The sequence below is a fragment of the Rosenbergiella metrosideri genome, assembly GCF_022602565.1.
In the GTDB taxonomy this organism is placed as follows: domain Bacteria; phylum Pseudomonadota; class Gammaproteobacteria; order Enterobacterales; family Enterobacteriaceae; genus Rosenbergiella; species Rosenbergiella metrosideri.
On record NZ_JALBCV010000011.1, the window covers coordinates 38,978 to 54,522 of the forward strand.

Genomic DNA, 15,545 nt, shown 5'->3' on the forward strand with positions numbered 1-15,545 from the left:
ATGGCCACACTCCACCAGCTATTCCTTCAATCCGTCACAATCAACGGTACCGAGGTGCCGCGTAGCGCCATTTTCAAGGTGATTTACATCGAGAAAACGTCACTGCAAGCCCCTATCATTATCTTATCTATCCATGATCCCGCCGGAAAGATAGCCGATGACTACAAGGCTAAGTATGGCGCGAAAATGGTTGCCGAAATCGGGGATCCATCCGGTAAAAACACTAGCTACAAAGAAAACTTTTTTATCACCTCAGCGCCCGTTGAGGGCGATGTGGTAACGGTTATTGCGACAACCGAGGACATTTACCGCCTCAAGACGCCTTCTACGCGCTCATGGCTTTACACGGACCGACAGCCAGGTGATGTGATGAACGCGCATAAGGGCGGCACGAGAGTAGTCAGTGACGTGGTGAAGAAACCGTGTACCTATCACCTCAATATCGGCGACAAGCCCTCTAAGGTGCTCTCAAAGATGGCTAAGGATAGAGCCTCGTTAGTGTGGATTGCACAAGGCGTCTTTTACTTTCGTTCCTACGATGCCCTGATAAAAGATCCTATCGCCTTTGAGTATGAAGCCTATAACCCGTCAGCGCGCTACACCATAAGCCGTATGAGTAATATCAACAAAGATAACTCAGCGTTAGAGGCCGTTCGCTTTTACTTCACTTCTTGGTCGTCAACCGATGGCTATGTTTCCGCTGGTGATCCGAAGCTGCCGATTAGGCACATTTCAGACACCGATAAAGAAACCCTTACCGCCATGACCCGAACCATGGTCCCGAAACTTGAAATTGATGTGACCGGCAATGCGGCCATCAAGGCAGGAATGGTTATCGGGATCACCATTCACCGTATGGACAAAGAGAACCAGGTAAGTGAAGCCCTACCTCAAAAAATGGTCGTGCTACGCGTAGCCCATGTTGAGCAGCGCGATACGTACATGACGCGCATGATTTTAGGAGTACCCAACTAATGAAAAGACGTGCCGTGATAGTCGGAACCATGCACCCTGGCGGATTGATGCGCGCCCAGGTGCGATTAACGCCAGATTGGCAAGGGATTGATGATAAGGATCTGCCTTGGGCAGAGTATTTGATGCCTATTGGTAATGGCTTTGTGCCAACGATTCAAGGCGATCTGGTATGGGTAGAGTTTCCGTATCTCGATGATGACGGCAAACCTGACACGCGTAGGCCGCTTATTGTGGGTGCTGCAGAACAAGCCCCTGGTGGCGTCCCTAACGTTGCCGCTGAGGCGTCCGGGCAAGGTCAGCCATACGATCCGGGTAAGTCCGATGGTGCACCGGCGCGCCCTTCCACCAGCAAGACGAAAGACGCCGTAATCCATCGTAATAATTTACTGGAAGTCAGAACGGCTGGCGGTGGCTATGAGATAGCAAATACCGCTGGTGGTTCGCGTATAGGGATGAATGAGGCCGGCCAGATTTACATAATCAGCCCTGATAACGCGGTGATTAACGCCGGTGGTGATTTAACCTTTAATGCAGGAGGAAAAATCGCGATTAAGGCCGGTGGGAAGTTTTCAGTCGTGGCTGGTGGCATGTCGTTCGATAAAGGTTGATATAACGTTATAATCTTTGTGTTATATTTATATAGTGCTTTTTCATATAATACACTATTAGAAAATTATCAGCCTATGTCACCTTTTTTTAAAAGCGCGCAAGTTTATAGCTTGCGCCGTAATGATGTCATTGACACCAAGGAAATTGAGAATCAACTTGCGTCACAAGCCTTTAAGCCTTGCGCCTCGCAAGATAAGGAATCTGTAGGGTGGACGCCGATTATCGGGGAGCTATTTGCGCTGGTTCAAGGCAATAACTTGCTAATCAAGTGGCAGCGTGAAGAAAAAATACTCCCTTCAACGGTCGTCAAAGAAGAAGTGGCCAAGCGCGCTGCAGTGCGTGAAGAACAGCAAGAACGCCGGCTGAAAAAGACGGAGCGTGACGCGCTAAAAGATGAAGTCATTCACGCCTTTATGCCTCGTGCCTTTACCCGTCAAAAGTTCGCCTTTGTATGGATTGACCTCGACAATAGCCGTGTAGTGGTTAATGCCAGTAGTGCTAAGCAAGCAGAGAACATCTTAGCCTTACTACGCCGTACCATTGGTTCGCTGCCGGTGGTCCCTTTCACGCTTGAATCCCCTATGTCACTGACCGCTAAAGAGTGGTTAGCCTCGCAAGAGCTCCCTGCCCTATTCCATACGGGTGATTCGGTCCGTCTTTCCGGCGTGGTGGAAGGTACCGGCAGTGTCGCTTACACCAAAAGCGAGATATTCAGTGATGAAGTCGTTACCAATATCAACAACGGGAAAATTGTTGCGGCAATTGGCCTGAATTGGAACGAGCGGATCAGCTTTAAAATTGATGATGGGCTATCAATTACCGGCATTAAATTTGCCGACATTCTGACCGAGCAAAACAACGATATTAGCCGTGAAGACGTTGCTATCCGCTTTGATGCCGACTTTCTGTTATTCCGCTCAGAGTTTAACGAGATGTTTTCGGCGCTAGTGGCCGCATTAGGTGGTGAGGCTGTGTATGCCGCAAGTTAAGCAAAGCTGGCATGGTGCTCATTATCATGGCACTCCCATATGGGGTGGCGGCTCCCGTGTGTTGACTCACGCAGTTTCAGGAGTTGGCGCATTTGTTTCTTTTGCGCGTCCAGATCAAATTAAGCTGTGCTTTCAATCGGCATCTAGCGTGGCCATAGATAACGGGGCGTTTTCAGCATGGAAGCGTGGTATTAACATCGATTGGAACGACTATTACACGTTTGTCGAGCAATACTACAGCGACCCCAAGCTGAAATTTTTCGTTATCCCTGATGTGATAGAAGGTGGCGAGGCTGAGAATGATGCGCTTATAGAATCCCTGCCAAGCCATTTACGTGGGAAAGCTGCCCCTGTATGGCACCTTCACGAAAGCATTGACAGGCTAGTTAAGCTTTGTAGTGAGTGGCCATTGGTCTGCTTTGGATCTTCAGGGCAATACGCCACGATAAGAACAAAGGAATGGCATAAGAGAATGAGAGAGGCATTTAGTGCCATCTACGTTGAGCGTAATCTTAAAACGAAAGTTCATGGCCTACGTATGCTCGATGGTAGGGTTTTGGGGAATTACCCGCTATCCACTGCAGACAGCACGAACCTAGCGTGTAACGTGCCTAAAACCAATGTTAAATACCCTGGACTAACCCGCGCCGTAATGGATTCTAATTATGTAAAAGGCTTGAGCGAAAGGGACATTAAAGATTCTGTGCTTATGCATCGTTGCGCAGTTTTGAAATCTGCCATAGAAAGCGTCAATCCACCTACACGGGAAGCGTGGGTGTCAGATTTCAATGCAGCGGAAAGCGCCCGGACCAAGCTAGTGAAATTACCGGTAGGTGGCGGCACTAAAAAAGCAGGTGCCGGCAGCGAAAGGCAGCAATTTACGAAGCCATTCCTAAAATGGGCAGGCGGTAAGTTCCAGCAATTACCGGACATTCTGCCGCTATTGGAAGGCCACCAGCGGCTTATCGAGCCTTTTGCTGGTGGAGGTTCAATATTTCTTAATGCTGGCTTTAAAACGGCTCTCATTAACGATAATTGTTCGGACCTGATTAATACCTATCAGCAACTCAAAGAGAACGCGCACGACATTATCACGAGAGCCTTTCGCTTATTTCAGCTCTACAACGGGCAAGCGCCATATCTGCGAATCCGCGAGAAGTTTAACGCCGGGAAATACACCCCGTCTGAACGTGCGGCCGTGTTTATCTACCTAAACCGCCATTGCTTCAACGGGCTTATGCGTTACAACGCTAAGGGCGAGTTTAATGTGGGCTTTGGTAAGTATGATGCGCCCTACTTTCCCCTGGCTGAGCTCGAAAACTTTCTCGGTTGTTGTGAAGGCATGACGTTTAGTTGCGAGGACTATTCGACCGTTATTGAACAAGCCGGTGCCGGTGATGTTGTGTTTTGTGATCCGCCCTATGAGCCAATGCCGGATAAGGAAGGATTCACTCAATACAGTAACGGGACCATCTTTAAGATGGCAGACCAAGAAAGGCTCGTTAAATACGCCCTAGAAGCCCACCAGCGCGGCGCAACAATCATCATAACTAATAGCGGTGCTGAGTCGATTAAAGAGCTATACCGTGCCAATGGCTTTGATATTCGGGAAGTATTAGTAAAGCGTAGCATGTCGAGTAAGGCAGGGACGAAAGTAAGAGCGAAAGATGTGATCGCGGTGCTTGAGTCGTTGATACCGTTTTAATAATTAAGCCCTGACAATCAGGGCTTTTTTGTATGTGGGAAATAGCACAAGTTTCAATATGGGAAATGGCACAAGTTAATTGCTGATTTTTGGCTTTCCACTTTCTTTTTCAGCAAAGGTAAACACAAAATCACCGTTACTGTTCTCAGAGTAGACAGTAGTTAATACGGTGTTTTTGTTGATACTTTCGATTGACGGCTCAATAAAAGTACGTTTCATTTCGGCACGGTTATTACGTTGAGAGTCTGGCAGCATGAAGCGTTCCGCTAACCATTCAGGTGATGCGATGAATTGACCCGTGCTGCGATACTGGCATAGGCACTCATACAGGCGTATCACGCGTACTGATTTTAGTTTACCGCAGTCGTAGAGGCTATAAGTCGTGAATTTAGATGAAAGGCCCGTAATGTAAGGCATAATCTTAGAATTAAACTCGATAGACCATGCTCCGCGCCCGCGCTTTAAGCCAACCTCAGCCAGCCAAGGACGCCTTATTTCCTCGCACTCACCATTAGTCGGATAGAACACGACAGAGCTATTGCTTATCATTTCAATGGCGTTCTTTAAGTCTTTTGAAGCTGTGGACAGACTTACCTGAAAGATTTGCGCATAGTCGGACACTTTAACGATATAGGTTGGCTCTAGTGGATCGGTTTCTGATTTCTGAAATATCTGGCGCAAGCATAGCCATAACATCCTCTTTGCTTGCAAAGGTAGATGATAAGCGGCTTCCGTTAACTCATTAGACTGAATAATACGGGGGTTCTTAGCTTTCATTGTGCGCCTATGGGTAGAAAAAATATACCCCATAATAGGCAGTAAAACGCTTGAGTCAACAGTCAGAAAAAGAGGGAATGAACTTGTGCTGTTTCCCATAGTAACTTGGGGTATTTCCCACACCTTGTTGTGCTATTCCCCATATTTAGTTGAGGCGCTTCCCATATCAACTTGGGGTAATCCCCACACCACCAACCTACAGCCCTTGGTATTAAAGGGCTGGCGATGTGCTAAAAGGAAAGAAAAGGTGGAAAGGTAAGAAAAGGTTATTAAAATTATTCTGTGGATAAATAACCTTAAACTTGGGGTATTTCCCATAAGCTATGATGTTTATGGCTTATAGGGCGGATTAGCGTGAAATCTCTTTCCTTGCCAACTCAGCGAGAAACGCAGAACGGTTTCTATAAAGCCCTGATGATTCAATATGGCGGTCAATCGCGCTAATCAAATTGCGGGGCATTGTCAGATTAAACTTTTCTGCCTTTGACTCGTATTTCGATGGTTCTATCTGCACTAATGCCAAAAATCCATCATCTTCGCTTAGTCGAGGGTCGCCAAGATAAGTCGCCGGATCTGCAGCCGCAGGGACAAACTCACCACGCTCTACTAAGGCACTACAATGTTGAGCAAACGCTGACTCAGCGTTTTTCATAGCGCCCTCAAACGTTTCACCGGCAAAAAAACACCCGTCAACGTCTGGAAAATAACCGTCAAACTCGCCGCTTTCGGTTTTAAAAATAAAAATTGGATAAATCATGGTTAGCCTCATTGTGTAAAAGTTGATGCAGAGCGTAATAAAGAGGCGGCTTTCGCCGCGCTCTGCTTAGAGTAATTTCAAACCGGAGTATTTCTGCGCCTGTCTGATTACTCCCTTTGAGGAATCTTTGCGAGGATGCGGAATTGTGATTATTTCCCTGACTCCTTCCTTCGCAAATGTCCGGTGGCTGCCACTTCTACTCACTTCAACCCAACCGTCTTCCTCAAGCCTACGTATTAACTCTCTACTCTGCATCGAATCTCCTTATTGTTTCGATGTGGGTATAGTACCCACAAATAGGGAGATGGTCAATACATTTATGGGTATAATACCCACTTTTATTTATATTCAGGAAAACGTCACTGTATTTGTTACCACACCGAAGAATTGAGGCCAATCACCCTCAAACAAGGAATCATCTGAGGATATGCGCCCTTTTGTTGGCTCGTCCAGCTGTTCTAGGCGCACCGCCCCACCAGCCAGTACATAACGGCGAACTACAAACTCCCCGTCTATGGTAGCCACAATGAGCGAACCGCTGGTGGGCGTCACTGATGAATCAACAACGAGGACAGAGTTAGGCTTGATATATTCCCGATGCGAGCCTTGGGCGTACCGCATGAGGTAGACAGAAGGTGCTCGCGTATTGCAGAGCTGATCGAGGGAAAGTGGTTGTTCTTCAAAGTCTTTTGCTGGTGAAGGAAAGCCCATATATCCCCCTAAAATATACTGTATATAAATACAGTATATTAGGGAATTATAGGTAATGAAAGTGCCCTACTTATTACCAGCGAGGCTCGCCATTAGGCCAATGCTCCACCAGCAACGGCTCACCAGAATACCGGTGGCCTTTTAGGCTCTCTCGCCTGGTAGGTACTTCGTCAAAATCCGTCATTGTATTGAGGAAGTAGAGTGCTTCGCTAAAGTCCGCAAAGCACCAGCGATAACGGTATGCAGTCACCGCATCCATGTCTACGCACACAGCCCAAGTATAAGCGAGCTTACTAATTGCCACCCACGAGCCATCATCGAGTATGCGAGGCATTATGTAGTGGTTGGCTTCTATCCAAGCTTTAATATCGCTCTCACTACCAGAACTGAAAACATCAATGAAATGACTCATAGCTTAAAATACCAACAAGATAATATTATAATATTAGGCTATTATAATATTATATGACGATATTTTCATAATATAATCATATCATCATATCATCATATCCTAATAAGCTATGAGCACGGCTGTTTTGTCTGAGACCTTGTACCAGCAAAGCCCTACTTTAAAATTTGATGCTTCTTGGTCCAAGGCGTACACCCCTTTGAACCTAAACAAGTTAAACCCAAGTGAATTTTTAGACTTGGCAAAAACAATCCGCTTTGTCCTTTTATCAACGTTCACAGTCTTGTTGAAATGAATATCAAAATCATCCTGGGTGCCGCCTCTTTTCTTCTCAAATATGTATTGCTCGTCAGTCGATATACTGTTATCCCAATCAGCATGATTGATCAGCATAGGCCACCAGATTTCGGTATCATGCTCAGTTGGATGCTTTTTTCCACCGCTACAGAAGCTCTTATGGTTGAAACCAAAAAGCGCTGTTATATCGACAACCTTACGCAAACACACGTCATCTTGGGCATAGATATAACCGTCCTTAATTTTGTTTTTAACATTTAAAATGTCGTCGAACTCCCATTTGGGGATCGGACCGGCTGATTGCAGTTTTTGCTCGATATAGGCTACGCATTTATCAATTTCTGTATTGAACGCAAAAATATCCTCAATGACAGGGATTCGATAAAACTCATGGCCAGTAGCATTTACAATGTCGGCTTGGCGTTCTGCATCTTGTTTAACCCGTTTGAGGTGATAGGGTTCATCAACTTCAATGTGTAATCCGATTGCAGGAAAATAGAGGTCGGTCAGGGATCGCCTTGTGCCAGTGGTAATGTGCTGCTGGGTAATAAATTGCACATCAAAACGATTCAGTCGATGCAAAATCCTAGATAACACGTATTGCTCATGTTTCTTATGCTTGGCTTTATATATCTGCTCAATGCTGTAGGTATAAGTGTTCATATTTATAAGATGATATTAGGATATGATAATAGGATGGTATGATGATGCGAGGATGTTACTACTGGATAATATCATAATATGGTCACATCATCGCTTGATATGACCATATCATCTTTAAGCTTTTGCTTTGATTATGAGCGCTTCTAATTCTGTATCAGAAGTATTATCCAACAACATCAGCGCAGCCCTTACCACATCAGAGCGATTAGCATTATCGCCGCCTAGCTGCATAAGACGTAGTTGAGCGCGCTTTATACTATCTAAGCTTGCTGGTGGTAGTGTAAAAGAACAAGCCTTGTATGGCTCAGCTTTAGGCTTTGAACGGGGCAAAGTATTATCAGCGCTGCCAGAAGATAAAAACTGCTCTTCCGACTTTTTCACTTGATCTGCTGTAAATGGTTTTCTCATAGCCCTATCTCTTTCATTAGGTTAATGACTTCTAACTGTGCTTTCTGGTTATCCATTTCGAAAATAGTCTTGGATTGGCCCCAAGCATCCCGATGGACTTTACGATCACAGATTCGTGATTGTGTTAGCGTCAAGGCCGGAATATCTGCAAGTGCATCAGCGGCCTCATTCCCTTCGGTAATAAACATATTGGTGGGAACCATATTTAATACGACATAGCCCTTCACTTTCTCATTAAAGTCCTGAGCCTCAGTAAATATCCGAGTAAGGTTTGGCATAACATCAAGGTCCATCTGCGATGCTCGCAGAGGTGATATGAATATGTCACAAGCAAGTAGGCCATTCCGCATTTCGGCACTATCACGGCCAGCACAATCAACAATAACGAAATCGTAGTTTTGCCCATGTTCCAAGAGCATGTTCTTGATCCGTCCACTAGCGCCAGTTACAGGGATGTGGTCTAGTTCTTCACTACGATTGTTATACCAGTTGATAATTGATTGCTGATCGTCTGCATCAACAACCATTACAGATTTACCTTGCTGCCTAAGATAGCTTGCGATGGCGACAGTGAGAGTGCTCTTACCCACGCCACCTTTCTGACTTCCTATAACGATAATCATTGTTACCTCATACGGTCCAAATACGACGATATTATGATGTGATGGTCACATGACACGATTATATGACCATATTACTCTAATAGGATGTTATCAGAAATATCATGCGTTGATAGCATAATATTAGGGTAATATAAAAAGATAATATGAGGATAGGATGATATTATTATCACATGATTGCATGATATGATTTATTTAAAATCATATATTTATGTCATAAAAAAAGCCCCTTTAGGGGCTTATGTAAATGGCATGACTATAATGGACTAAAGTTTTGTTTCACCGCAGCTGAAACAGGTTTGTCAGTTTCAGCTTTGGTATCGGCTGGCGTGGTTTTAACCGCTTTCGTTTGAGGTAACTCAGCCGGTGGCGGTGAAGCCGCCGCAGTTCGAGGGACGGCCATATTTGCCGCTCCCTCTTTCAACTGCGTATCACTTGTCGCCTCCCACGAAGCAAAACTACTAATGAGTTTTGCTATAAACTCACCTTGCGTACCTCTACGATACATAGCCGCAATCGTACTGACCAAACGCGGATCAATTTCCTTCAATGCGCAAGCAGCTAACATGGCCTCACGGGCCAAACTGGAAGGGCGTTCTTTAGAGTCTTCTAAATATTCCTGAATCAGTTCGTCTTGCTCGCGTGTTTCAGGCGAGATATAGAATTGAACCTTTATGCGTTGATCATTAGCCATTTATTCCCCCGATATATACAACATGCCACGTACTAAATCGAATTGCGGATCATTAGAAACAAAGAATCGCTTATCGCTTATCTTTAATGCTTCCTTAACGTGGTCAGCAACCAGGCTTGCACCACCACCAACAACCGCAACATGAGTAAAACCACTAAACCTTGTAAGGAAGTCAGCTGTCGCATTGGACAGCGACACAATGGATTTATCTAAAGCCTCACGAATAGTTGGTAGGTTTTCTTCTTTAAAAAGACGGGCAGCGATGAATTCATTGTTATGCCGGTTCTTCACAATTGCGTCAGCAATGCGCCATGATGATTGACCATTAACAGCTCGTAATGCTTGATCAACTTCTCGCGTCACCGCTGAGGCACCAATGCTTGCATTGCCTTCAACTTTTACCAGGGACGCTGTTTCACCCTGAATGAGTGAAACATCTAGCGTTGTCCCACCTAAATCAACAACCAGCAACGCATCTAAATCTGTTAGCTCAGAAACCTTAGCGACCGCTGCAGGAATTGACTCAGGGGAAACACTAACTTTTTCGATAATGAAAGCTTGGCCACCTAGCACCTCTACAACCTGACCGACAGAGGCTTTTTTCTTCTCGATGTTGTTCAGGTTAGGCTGATTATTATGGTCGTAAAACTCACTCAATGGCAGCGTGACGAGCGCGTGCACTGGCTGAGGTTCTAGCCCTGATTGCTGTAGGGCGTGTTGAATAGCAACAGCATTTGCAGCGCTGTACTGCCATTGAACGTTATTGGTCATAACAATTGAAGTGCTCATTGGTGAAAATGAGAAATCTTCCCCTGTACAACGGTAGTTATATACCTGGGACTCACCAGTAGGGGGTGAAAGCTCTTTTTTGAAAGTGTTGTTTGTGAGGGCGGTTTTAACCTCACCATTCCCATCTTTCCAAGCCAATTTAATACCAGTTGAGCCATCATCAATATAAATCTTTTTCACTGCTTGCTACTCCTTTAGGGTTCCTGCAACAACAATAACCTATTAGAAAAAGATTGTGAATAATTCCGAGATTAAAAAGAGACACTTTGAGATTTAATTGTTTCTTTATTGCTCTTTTTGAGATTACTTTAATCCCAAAACCCTCGTTACAGGTCATTTTAATCCCAAACAAACCCATAAAAAGCCCTAAAAAACCCCTTAACAATCCCAGAATTTCGTCAACTTGAGAAAAAATACCCAACTTAATCCCAAATAGATTCATTTAATCCCATAAGGGATATAATGAGATTAATTTGAACCAATAATAACCCTACTTCCTTCACATCATCGCTTTACACCATAAGCGCTTACAAATCGTCTATCGCACCCTGCGCAAATCTCTAACTGGCTAAAGTCGCCGTGCATATCTAGTACGGAGGTTATATGGCAGCAATTGGCACCATTCAAAGCATTGATACCGGACACGGATCATTCCCACCAAGAAAGGTTGCTGAGGACGTTTCCTGGTTCACCGTTAACGGACAGCCGGCAATCGTTGAAGGCGATTTATTCCCACTGCATACCGATGGACATAGCGCGCATACGGGGAAAGCCGTCACAACGCGCAGCTGGTTCTCTATCGGCGGAAAAGGGGTGGTTTGTGTCGGTGATCCAGTTTCGTGTGGCGGCAAGGTGGCAACCGGTGACGGTTCACTGCAAATAGGCTGACGTGCTTTTCACTCACGACTAAGGGGAATAAATGGGCGCGTTAATCAAGCTCACTTTAAAAGGACTCGGCTTGCGAGGCTTCATGCTCATGGCGCTGGTGGCGGTAACTGCCTACCTCAGTGCTAAAGGCGTTAGCAAGTACCACGAAATGACTTCCGCTATAGCGACCTATGCGCAAAACGCTGAAAAGGACGCCGCAGAGAAAGCCACTTTACGAGACAACATCCATGCAGAAAAAACACGCGCTGACGCCGCTGAAAGCAATTCCAAGTTGCTTGCAGATCAGATGGCCCACCAGCAAGCAGAAGCAAAAAACTACCAAGACCGGTTAAAAGCATTACAGGACCAGAAGGACAAAGACGATGCAGCGACTCAAAAAACCCTACAACGACTTAACCACGAACTTAGCCTTGCTGGCGTTCACAATGTTCGCGTACCTGATCCTGTTATCAGGCTGCAGCAACAAGCAATCTGCCGCGTCAACGGCTCCTGCGCCAGTAGTAACCGTGACAAAGCTCGTCACGCCGCCACCAGTAACCGTTGATCCGTATGAACCGTGCCGACTGCCTAATGACGTGCCGGTATGGATGAATGATTACCCTAGCTACGTCACGTTAACCGCGAACAAAGTAGGGCAGTGCAACGAGCGCAATAAAGCGATTTCTGATCACAATGCGGCGTTAGTTGCCGATAGGAGCATTTAATGGAATTTATTATGGTTTTACGTTGGGTGCTCGGTACCCTGAGTTTCTTCCTTGTCGCACCGTTAGCCTACATCCTTGCGCCATTCGTTGCGCTGTATTCGGTGATTAAGAACGACACCGCACCACGGCTGTTCTACTACCTGTTAACGCCTGATAATCCCCTGGATGGCGACAAGTACCATTTAGCACGTTGGCCGAATAACAGCGCGTGGGGTAAATGGCTACGCCGTACCGCATGGCAATGGCGCAATGTGCTGTACAACTTCCGTTATGACTTGTTAGGGGTGGATGTATGCCCGGCTCAAGCGCGTTGGTATGGTGATCAGTCCGTTAACGGTGAAGTAAGCAAGAAAGGCTGGCAGCTTGCGATCGATGAAAACTCGAATACGTTTAGTTTCTTTGCCTTCCTGGTTTATCCAGGCACTCGCCACGGTGTACGAATGTATCTTGGTTGGAAGTATAAGAACGGCCAGCGTGATACCGCAGTGAAACGCAAAATGCTCTCGTTTTGTATCAATCCCGTGTGGGGTGGGTAGGGGAGTCAAAAAAGGCCGCTTAATGCGGCCTTATTTATGCGTATTTGCGATCAATCTCTCGGCGTTGGTGCGCTATAGAGCGTCTAAGTTGCTGGTGGAGTGGTGTTTCTTCAAACGAAAGCCTACGCAAGAAGTTTACCGACTGAACATACGCGTTAAACGCTTCAAAACGTCCCTGCAGTGACAGAAAGTAAGAGCTCAGTCCTGCGTCTAACACAACGTACATATTGATAAACGTTCTGATCCCATCATCGGGGCCGTTGATGATATTCAGCATACTCAGCAATGCGCCTCGCCAGATAAAGCGATAGTGCTTATCGGTGCGCTTGTGTACGTAGAGAAAGGCTATCAGGGTGCAGAATCCAACGAAAAAAGCGTGTTGTGCTGTCATGCCTTTGAGTAAGGCATAAGGCAAAACGCTGAAAATAAGCGAGGTAAGCACCAAAGGCACCAATGACAGTACGTTTTTGACGACCAATAGAATAGTTCTCACAACGTTACCTCTTTCACGACTTCTTTATCCTTACATTGCTTTAATACGCTGATCAGCCCTGAGCTAATCGATCCGTTTCCACGCGCTCTTAGTACTGGAATTAAGCCAGCCGGAACATAAAGCGAGGTTGATACACCTTCACGAATTTTTCGGGGTTGCCCTGCATCATTGGTGCATTGGTCGATTTTCTTCCACGTCCGGTTATGGCTCAGTGAGCTATCACCCGAATAAACGACATTACGGCCAGTTTTCACGGTGATTTTCTCTGCGAGCGACAAAAGCTCCTTGTCTTTGAAAAGCTCTTTTACGATCTGTTTTAGCTCTGCTTTGCTCGTACATCTACGCACGTTACTGCGTTGACGGCCATTCGAGTATTCGAGATAAACCGTATATTCCATCAACAATTACCTATTAGAAAATAATGAGTTAAGACTTCATTATAATATAGTAAGAGAATTATTTTTTTATTATTTTTATTTGTTCCGCAAATCTCTAACCTCCTAAATTCCTCTCTGCCAAAAGTATTATCCGCGCCCTAAATAGGGCAACAAAATGAGTAACACTCAGCGCGCGCATGACCGCGCAAAAGATATTAAGAACCGCGCCTCTGCAGTAATGGCGATGACCATTGGTGCAGTTGATTCCTCCGCTTCTCCTGAACTGCAATTAGAGCAGCTGCAAAGCTCTGTAGTTAAAAATCCAATGTTTGAAGGCGTTGACGCGCGTTTTGGCGTAACCGTTACTGGTGCATGGACCGAAGCGTTACACAACTACAAAGCATCCCACGGTAAATACCCATCTGTAGAAGTCCTGGCTAACGCCCATAAATCCTTGCAAAACCTGATGACCGAGAGCGTTAAAGAGTCCGGTACCATCAAAGGCCCTAATGCACCGATGTTTGAATCTGCAGCCGCAGACATGCGCACCTCTGAGGGTGTGATGAAACAAGCGATTTTCGCTGCAATGATCCTGCCGGCCGCTTTAGGCGCTGCCACCAGCGATGCGTGTACCTTTGTTCCGTGTGAGCGTGACATTGCCAAGATTTACGAACTGACCAATATCGCAGGTTCTAACTTTGGTAAGTTCCGCGCAGGTGACGAACTGAATATGCACCGCACTGGCGCGTACTCTCAGATGCGCCGCACTGAGCGTTTTGATAAAGACAACCAACCAGACGGTACTAAGAAAGACTTCACGTTTTCTTTAGCAACGTTCCTGGGTACTGATGCGCCAATCATCAAAGGTCGCTCGAAGCTGTTAGTAAACCGCCGCGTTTCTAAGAAAGACGACTCTGACGGCAACCTGTATTTCAACGATACCGATTTCAACGGCGTTCAATACCAGGCAACCGGTAAAGTTGATTACGCGAAAGGCGTTATCACTGTTTCTTTCAACACTGCGCCAGCAGCCGGCACTGAGTTAGCCGCACAGATTGAGATCAACGTTGAAGGGAAAGCAGACCTTATCCCGGTTATTAACCAGACCATGCGCGAGTATGAGGTTAGCCCGTCACAGTACATCTTAGCGTCTGAGCATACCGTTCAGTCTGCGTCTGATTTACAACGTGAATTCGGCTTAAACCTGCAATCTCAGCAATTCCAGGCGATGACTCAATGGTTATCCCACGAAACTGACATGGCGCGTTTACGCACCCTGGTTTTCCATACCATCCCGAACTTCTCACGCGAATTTGACGTGGCACTGCCAGAAGGGCAGACCTACGAAAGTTGGGTGGGGATCATGAGCCACGCGGTTAACCGCCTGAGCACCGAAATGCTGAACCGTAACAAAGAGTCAGGCATCCGTGGTGGCTTTGCTGGTGGCGATGCAGCGAACTATTTACGTTCACTGCCTTCTAGCGTGTTCCAGAAAGACCCTAACTACGTCCAATCTCCATACGTCCAGTACATCGGTACGTTATTTAACACCATTCGTATCTACGAAGTGCCGAACCCTGCTTGTGAGTCTCTGCAAGCTGATGGCTTGGATTTTCAACCATACGACATCTACTTCTACGGTCGCGGCGACAGCATCGGTAAAGCTGGCCTGATCGCAGGTGATGCCGTTCCTGCAATGCCGTTTGTTCACCCAACCGACAAAAACCTTGTTAACCGCACAACCATTTGGGGCTCCGCGCTTAACGAAATTCACCCACGCGGCGGTGAGAACTACTTCTCTCGTTTACGTCTGACCAACTCCAAAGTTGGCTCGTTCGACATGCTTACCGGCAAGCCAATCGAGGCAGCAGTCGCGGGAAAGTGAAGTCGGTAGACGCGCAATCGTCTACCGATAACAGCGCTCAGGTCGCCGCAGCTCAGGCGCAAGCCGATGCAGACGCCGCAGCCAAAGCGCAAGCCGAAGCTGACGCAGCAGCAGCCCAGGCGAAAGCAGATGCGAAGGCTAAGGCTGACGCAAAAGCTAAGGCAGATGAGCAAGCTCAAGCCGATGCCGCAGCAAAAGAAACTGACGCTAAATAACGTCAATCCTTACTAATAAGCGCCCCACGGGGCGCGTTTTAGGA

General features: G+C 46.3%; 21 protein-coding genes. 9 read left to right on the top strand and 12 right to left on the bottom strand.

Translation table 11 applies throughout. The annotated features are described in order from the left end of the window. The 4 genes from MKR94_RS11505 (at position 1) to MKR94_RS17050 (ending at position 4,278) form a co-directional block, all read left to right on the top strand. Complete coding sequence (locus MKR94_RS11505; protein ID WP_241647033.1) at positions 1–975, top strand: tail length tape measure protein; 975 nt, start codon at positions 1–3, stop codon at positions 973–975. Further along, positions 975–1,583, top strand: a complete 609-nt coding sequence (locus MKR94_RS11510; protein ID WP_241647034.1) for a phage baseplate assembly protein V — start codon at positions 975–977, stop codon at positions 1,581–1,583. The genes MKR94_RS11505 and MKR94_RS11510 overlap by 1 nt, the downstream gene beginning before the upstream one ends. Before the next feature lie 75 nt (positions 1,584–1,658). Further along, a complete protein-coding gene (locus MKR94_RS11515) occupies positions 1,659–2,573 on the top strand; it encodes a recombination-associated protein RdgC (RefSeq protein ID WP_241647035.1) in 915 nt (304 codons plus the stop codon). Beyond that, a complete protein-coding gene (locus MKR94_RS17050) occupies positions 2,560–4,278 on the top strand; it encodes a DNA adenine methylase (RefSeq protein ID WP_338328023.1) in 1,719 nt (572 codons plus the stop codon). The genes MKR94_RS11515 and MKR94_RS17050 overlap by 14 nt, the downstream gene beginning before the upstream one ends. Before the next feature lie 75 nt (positions 4,279–4,353). Here the strand turns inward: MKR94_RS17050 and MKR94_RS11530 are convergent, their stop codons facing one another. From MKR94_RS11530 to parM, 10 genes are all read right to left on the bottom strand, one after another. Further along, on the bottom strand, positions 4,354–5,055 hold the full coding sequence (locus tag MKR94_RS11530; protein ID WP_241647036.1) for a replication initiation protein: 702 nt from the start codon (positions 5,053–5,055) through the stop codon (positions 4,354–4,356). Positions 5,056–5,404: 349 nt separating this feature from the next. Further along, a complete protein-coding gene (locus MKR94_RS11535; protein WP_241647037.1) occupies positions 5,405–5,812 on the bottom strand; it encodes a type II toxin-antitoxin system HicB family antitoxin in 408 nt (135 codons plus the stop codon). A gap of 66 nt (positions 5,813–5,878) precedes the next feature. Continuing rightward, on the bottom strand, positions 5,879–6,067 hold the full coding sequence (locus MKR94_RS11540; protein ID WP_241647038.1) for a type II toxin-antitoxin system HicA family toxin: 189 nt from the start codon (positions 6,065–6,067) through the stop codon (positions 5,879–5,881). A 93-nt stretch (positions 6,068–6,160) separates the two neighbouring features. Continuing rightward, complete coding sequence (locus MKR94_RS11545; RefSeq protein WP_241647039.1) at positions 6,161–6,523, bottom strand: S24 family peptidase; 363 nt, start codon at positions 6,521–6,523, stop codon at positions 6,161–6,163. 73 nt (positions 6,524–6,596) lie between these two features. Further along, the gene (locus MKR94_RS11550; RefSeq protein WP_241647040.1) at positions 6,597–6,827 is read right to left on the bottom strand and encodes a hypothetical protein; all 231 of its coding nucleotides are present in this window, start codon (positions 6,825–6,827) and stop codon (positions 6,597–6,599) included. Positions 6,828–7,034: 207 nt separating this feature from the next. Then, the gene (locus MKR94_RS11555; protein WP_241647041.1) at positions 7,035–7,892 is read right to left on the bottom strand and encodes an AbaSI family restriction endonuclease; all 858 of its coding nucleotides are present in this window, start codon (positions 7,890–7,892) and stop codon (positions 7,035–7,037) included. A 114-nt stretch (positions 7,893–8,006) separates the two neighbouring features. Further along, entirely contained in the window at positions 8,007–8,300 is a 294-nt protein-coding gene (locus tag MKR94_RS11560; RefSeq protein ID WP_241647042.1) for a hypothetical protein, read from the bottom strand. Next, positions 8,297–8,923, bottom strand: a complete 627-nt coding sequence (locus tag MKR94_RS11565; RefSeq protein ID WP_241647043.1) for a ParA family protein — start codon at positions 8,921–8,923, stop codon at positions 8,297–8,299. The genes MKR94_RS11560 and MKR94_RS11565 overlap by 4 nt, the downstream gene beginning before the upstream one ends. Positions 8,924–9,176: 253 nt before the next feature. After that, positions 9,177–9,614: a plasmid partitioning/stability family protein gene (locus tag MKR94_RS11570; RefSeq protein WP_241647044.1), complete on the bottom strand. Its 438-nt coding sequence runs from the start codon at positions 9,612–9,614 to the stop codon at positions 9,177–9,179. Next, positions 9,615–10,583 carry a plasmid segregation protein ParM domain-containing protein gene (gene parM, locus MKR94_RS11575; protein WP_099823782.1) on the bottom strand — a complete coding sequence of 323 codons (969 nt, stop codon included), beginning with the start codon at positions 10,581–10,583 and terminating at the stop codon, positions 9,615–9,617. It lies immediately after the preceding gene. A 423-nt stretch (positions 10,584–11,006) separates the two neighbouring features. Between parM and MKR94_RS11580 the strand changes: the two genes are divergently transcribed. The 3 genes from MKR94_RS11580 (at position 11,007) to MKR94_RS11590 (ending at position 12,531) form a co-directional block, all read left to right on the top strand. Further along, positions 11,007–11,291 carry a PAAR domain-containing protein gene (locus tag MKR94_RS11580; protein ID WP_099823784.1) on the top strand — a complete coding sequence of 95 codons (285 nt, stop codon included), beginning with the start codon at positions 11,007–11,009 and terminating at the stop codon, positions 11,289–11,291. Positions 11,292–11,322: 31 nt separating this feature from the next. Continuing rightward, positions 11,323–11,835 (top strand): hypothetical protein, encoded by a 513-nt coding sequence (locus MKR94_RS11585; protein WP_241647045.1) that lies wholly within the window; start codon positions 11,323–11,325, stop codon positions 11,833–11,835. Positions 11,836–11,994: 159 nt separating this feature from the next. Continuing rightward, positions 11,995–12,531: a DUF7338 family protein gene (locus MKR94_RS11590; RefSeq protein WP_241647046.1), complete on the top strand. Its 537-nt coding sequence runs from the start codon at positions 11,995–11,997 to the stop codon at positions 12,529–12,531. Positions 12,532–12,565: 34 nt separating this feature from the next. Here MKR94_RS11590 and MKR94_RS11595 read toward each other — a convergent pair whose 3' ends face one another. Both MKR94_RS11595 and MKR94_RS11600 read right to left on the bottom strand, forming a co-directional pair. Then, positions 12,566–13,024, bottom strand: a complete 459-nt coding sequence (locus tag MKR94_RS11595; RefSeq protein ID WP_241647047.1) for a hypothetical protein — start codon at positions 13,022–13,024, stop codon at positions 12,566–12,568. Beyond that, positions 13,021–13,422: a hypothetical protein gene (locus MKR94_RS11600; RefSeq protein ID WP_099823792.1), complete on the bottom strand. Its 402-nt coding sequence runs from the start codon at positions 13,420–13,422 to the stop codon at positions 13,021–13,023. Before MKR94_RS11600 ends, MKR94_RS11595 begins: the two co-directional genes overlap by 4 nt. A 154-nt stretch (positions 13,423–13,576) precedes the next feature. Here MKR94_RS11600 and MKR94_RS11605 point away from each other — a divergent pair, with 154 nt between their 5' ends. Together MKR94_RS11605 and MKR94_RS11610 are read left to right on the top strand one after the other, a co-directional pair. Next, entirely contained in the window at positions 13,577–15,286 is a 1,710-nt protein-coding gene (locus MKR94_RS11605) for a capsid protein (RefSeq protein WP_241647048.1), read from the top strand. Then, complete coding sequence (locus MKR94_RS11610) at positions 15,283–15,501, top strand: hypothetical protein (protein WP_241647049.1); 219 nt, start codon at positions 15,283–15,285, stop codon at positions 15,499–15,501. The genes MKR94_RS11605 and MKR94_RS11610 overlap by 4 nt, the downstream gene beginning before the upstream one ends. Positions 15,502–15,545 lie beyond the last annotated feature (44 nt).

Bases quoted from the DNA above. Each gene is read 5' to 3' on its own strand.
- MKR94_RS11505 (WP_241647033.1), top strand. From the start codon at position 1: ATGGCCACACTCCACCAGCTATTCCTTCAATCCGTCACAATCAACGGT.
- MKR94_RS11510 (WP_241647034.1), top strand. From the start codon at position 975: ATGAAAAGACGTGCCGTGATAGTCGGAACCATGCACCCTGGCGGATTG.
- MKR94_RS11515 (WP_241647035.1), top strand. From the start codon at position 1,659: ATGTCACCTTTTTTTAAAAGCGCGCAAGTTTATAGCTTGCGCCGTAAT.
- MKR94_RS17050 (WP_338328023.1), top strand. From the start codon at position 2,560: ATGCCGCAAGTTAAGCAAAGCTGGCATGGTGCTCATTATCATGGCACT.
- MKR94_RS11530 (WP_241647036.1), bottom strand. From the start codon at position 5,055: ATGAAAGCTAAGAACCCCCGTATTATTCAGTCTAATGAGTTAACGGAA.
- MKR94_RS11535 (WP_241647037.1), bottom strand. From the start codon at position 5,812: ATGATTTATCCAATTTTTATTTTTAAAACCGAAAGCGGCGAGTTTGAC.
- MKR94_RS11540 (WP_241647038.1), bottom strand. From the start codon at position 6,067: ATGCAGAGTAGAGAGTTAATACGTAGGCTTGAGGAAGACGGTTGGGTT.
- MKR94_RS11545 (WP_241647039.1), bottom strand. From the start codon at position 6,523: ATGGGCTTTCCTTCACCAGCAAAAGACTTTGAAGAACAACCACTTTCC.
- MKR94_RS11555 (WP_241647041.1), bottom strand. From the start codon at position 7,892: ATGAACACTTATACCTACAGCATTGAGCAGATATATAAAGCCAAGCAT.
- MKR94_RS11560 (WP_241647042.1), bottom strand. From the start codon at position 8,300: ATGAGAAAACCATTTACAGCAGATCAAGTGAAAAAGTCGGAAGAGCAG.
- MKR94_RS11565 (WP_241647043.1), bottom strand. From the start codon at position 8,923: ATGATTATCGTTATAGGAAGTCAGAAAGGTGGCGTGGGTAAGAGCACT.
- MKR94_RS11570 (WP_241647044.1), bottom strand. From the start codon at position 9,614: ATGGCTAATGATCAACGCATAAAGGTTCAATTCTATATCTCGCCTGAA.
- MKR94_RS11580 (WP_099823784.1), top strand. From the start codon at position 11,007: ATGGCAGCAATTGGCACCATTCAAAGCATTGATACCGGACACGGATCA.
- MKR94_RS11585 (WP_241647045.1), top strand. From the start codon at position 11,323: ATGGGCGCGTTAATCAAGCTCACTTTAAAAGGACTCGGCTTGCGAGGC.
- MKR94_RS11590 (WP_241647046.1), top strand. From the start codon at position 11,995: ATGGAATTTATTATGGTTTTACGTTGGGTGCTCGGTACCCTGAGTTTC.
- MKR94_RS11600 (WP_099823792.1), bottom strand. From the start codon at position 13,422: ATGGAATATACGGTTTATCTCGAATACTCGAATGGCCGTCAACGCAGT.
- MKR94_RS11605 (WP_241647048.1), top strand. From the start codon at position 13,577: ATGAGTAACACTCAGCGCGCGCATGACCGCGCAAAAGATATTAAGAAC.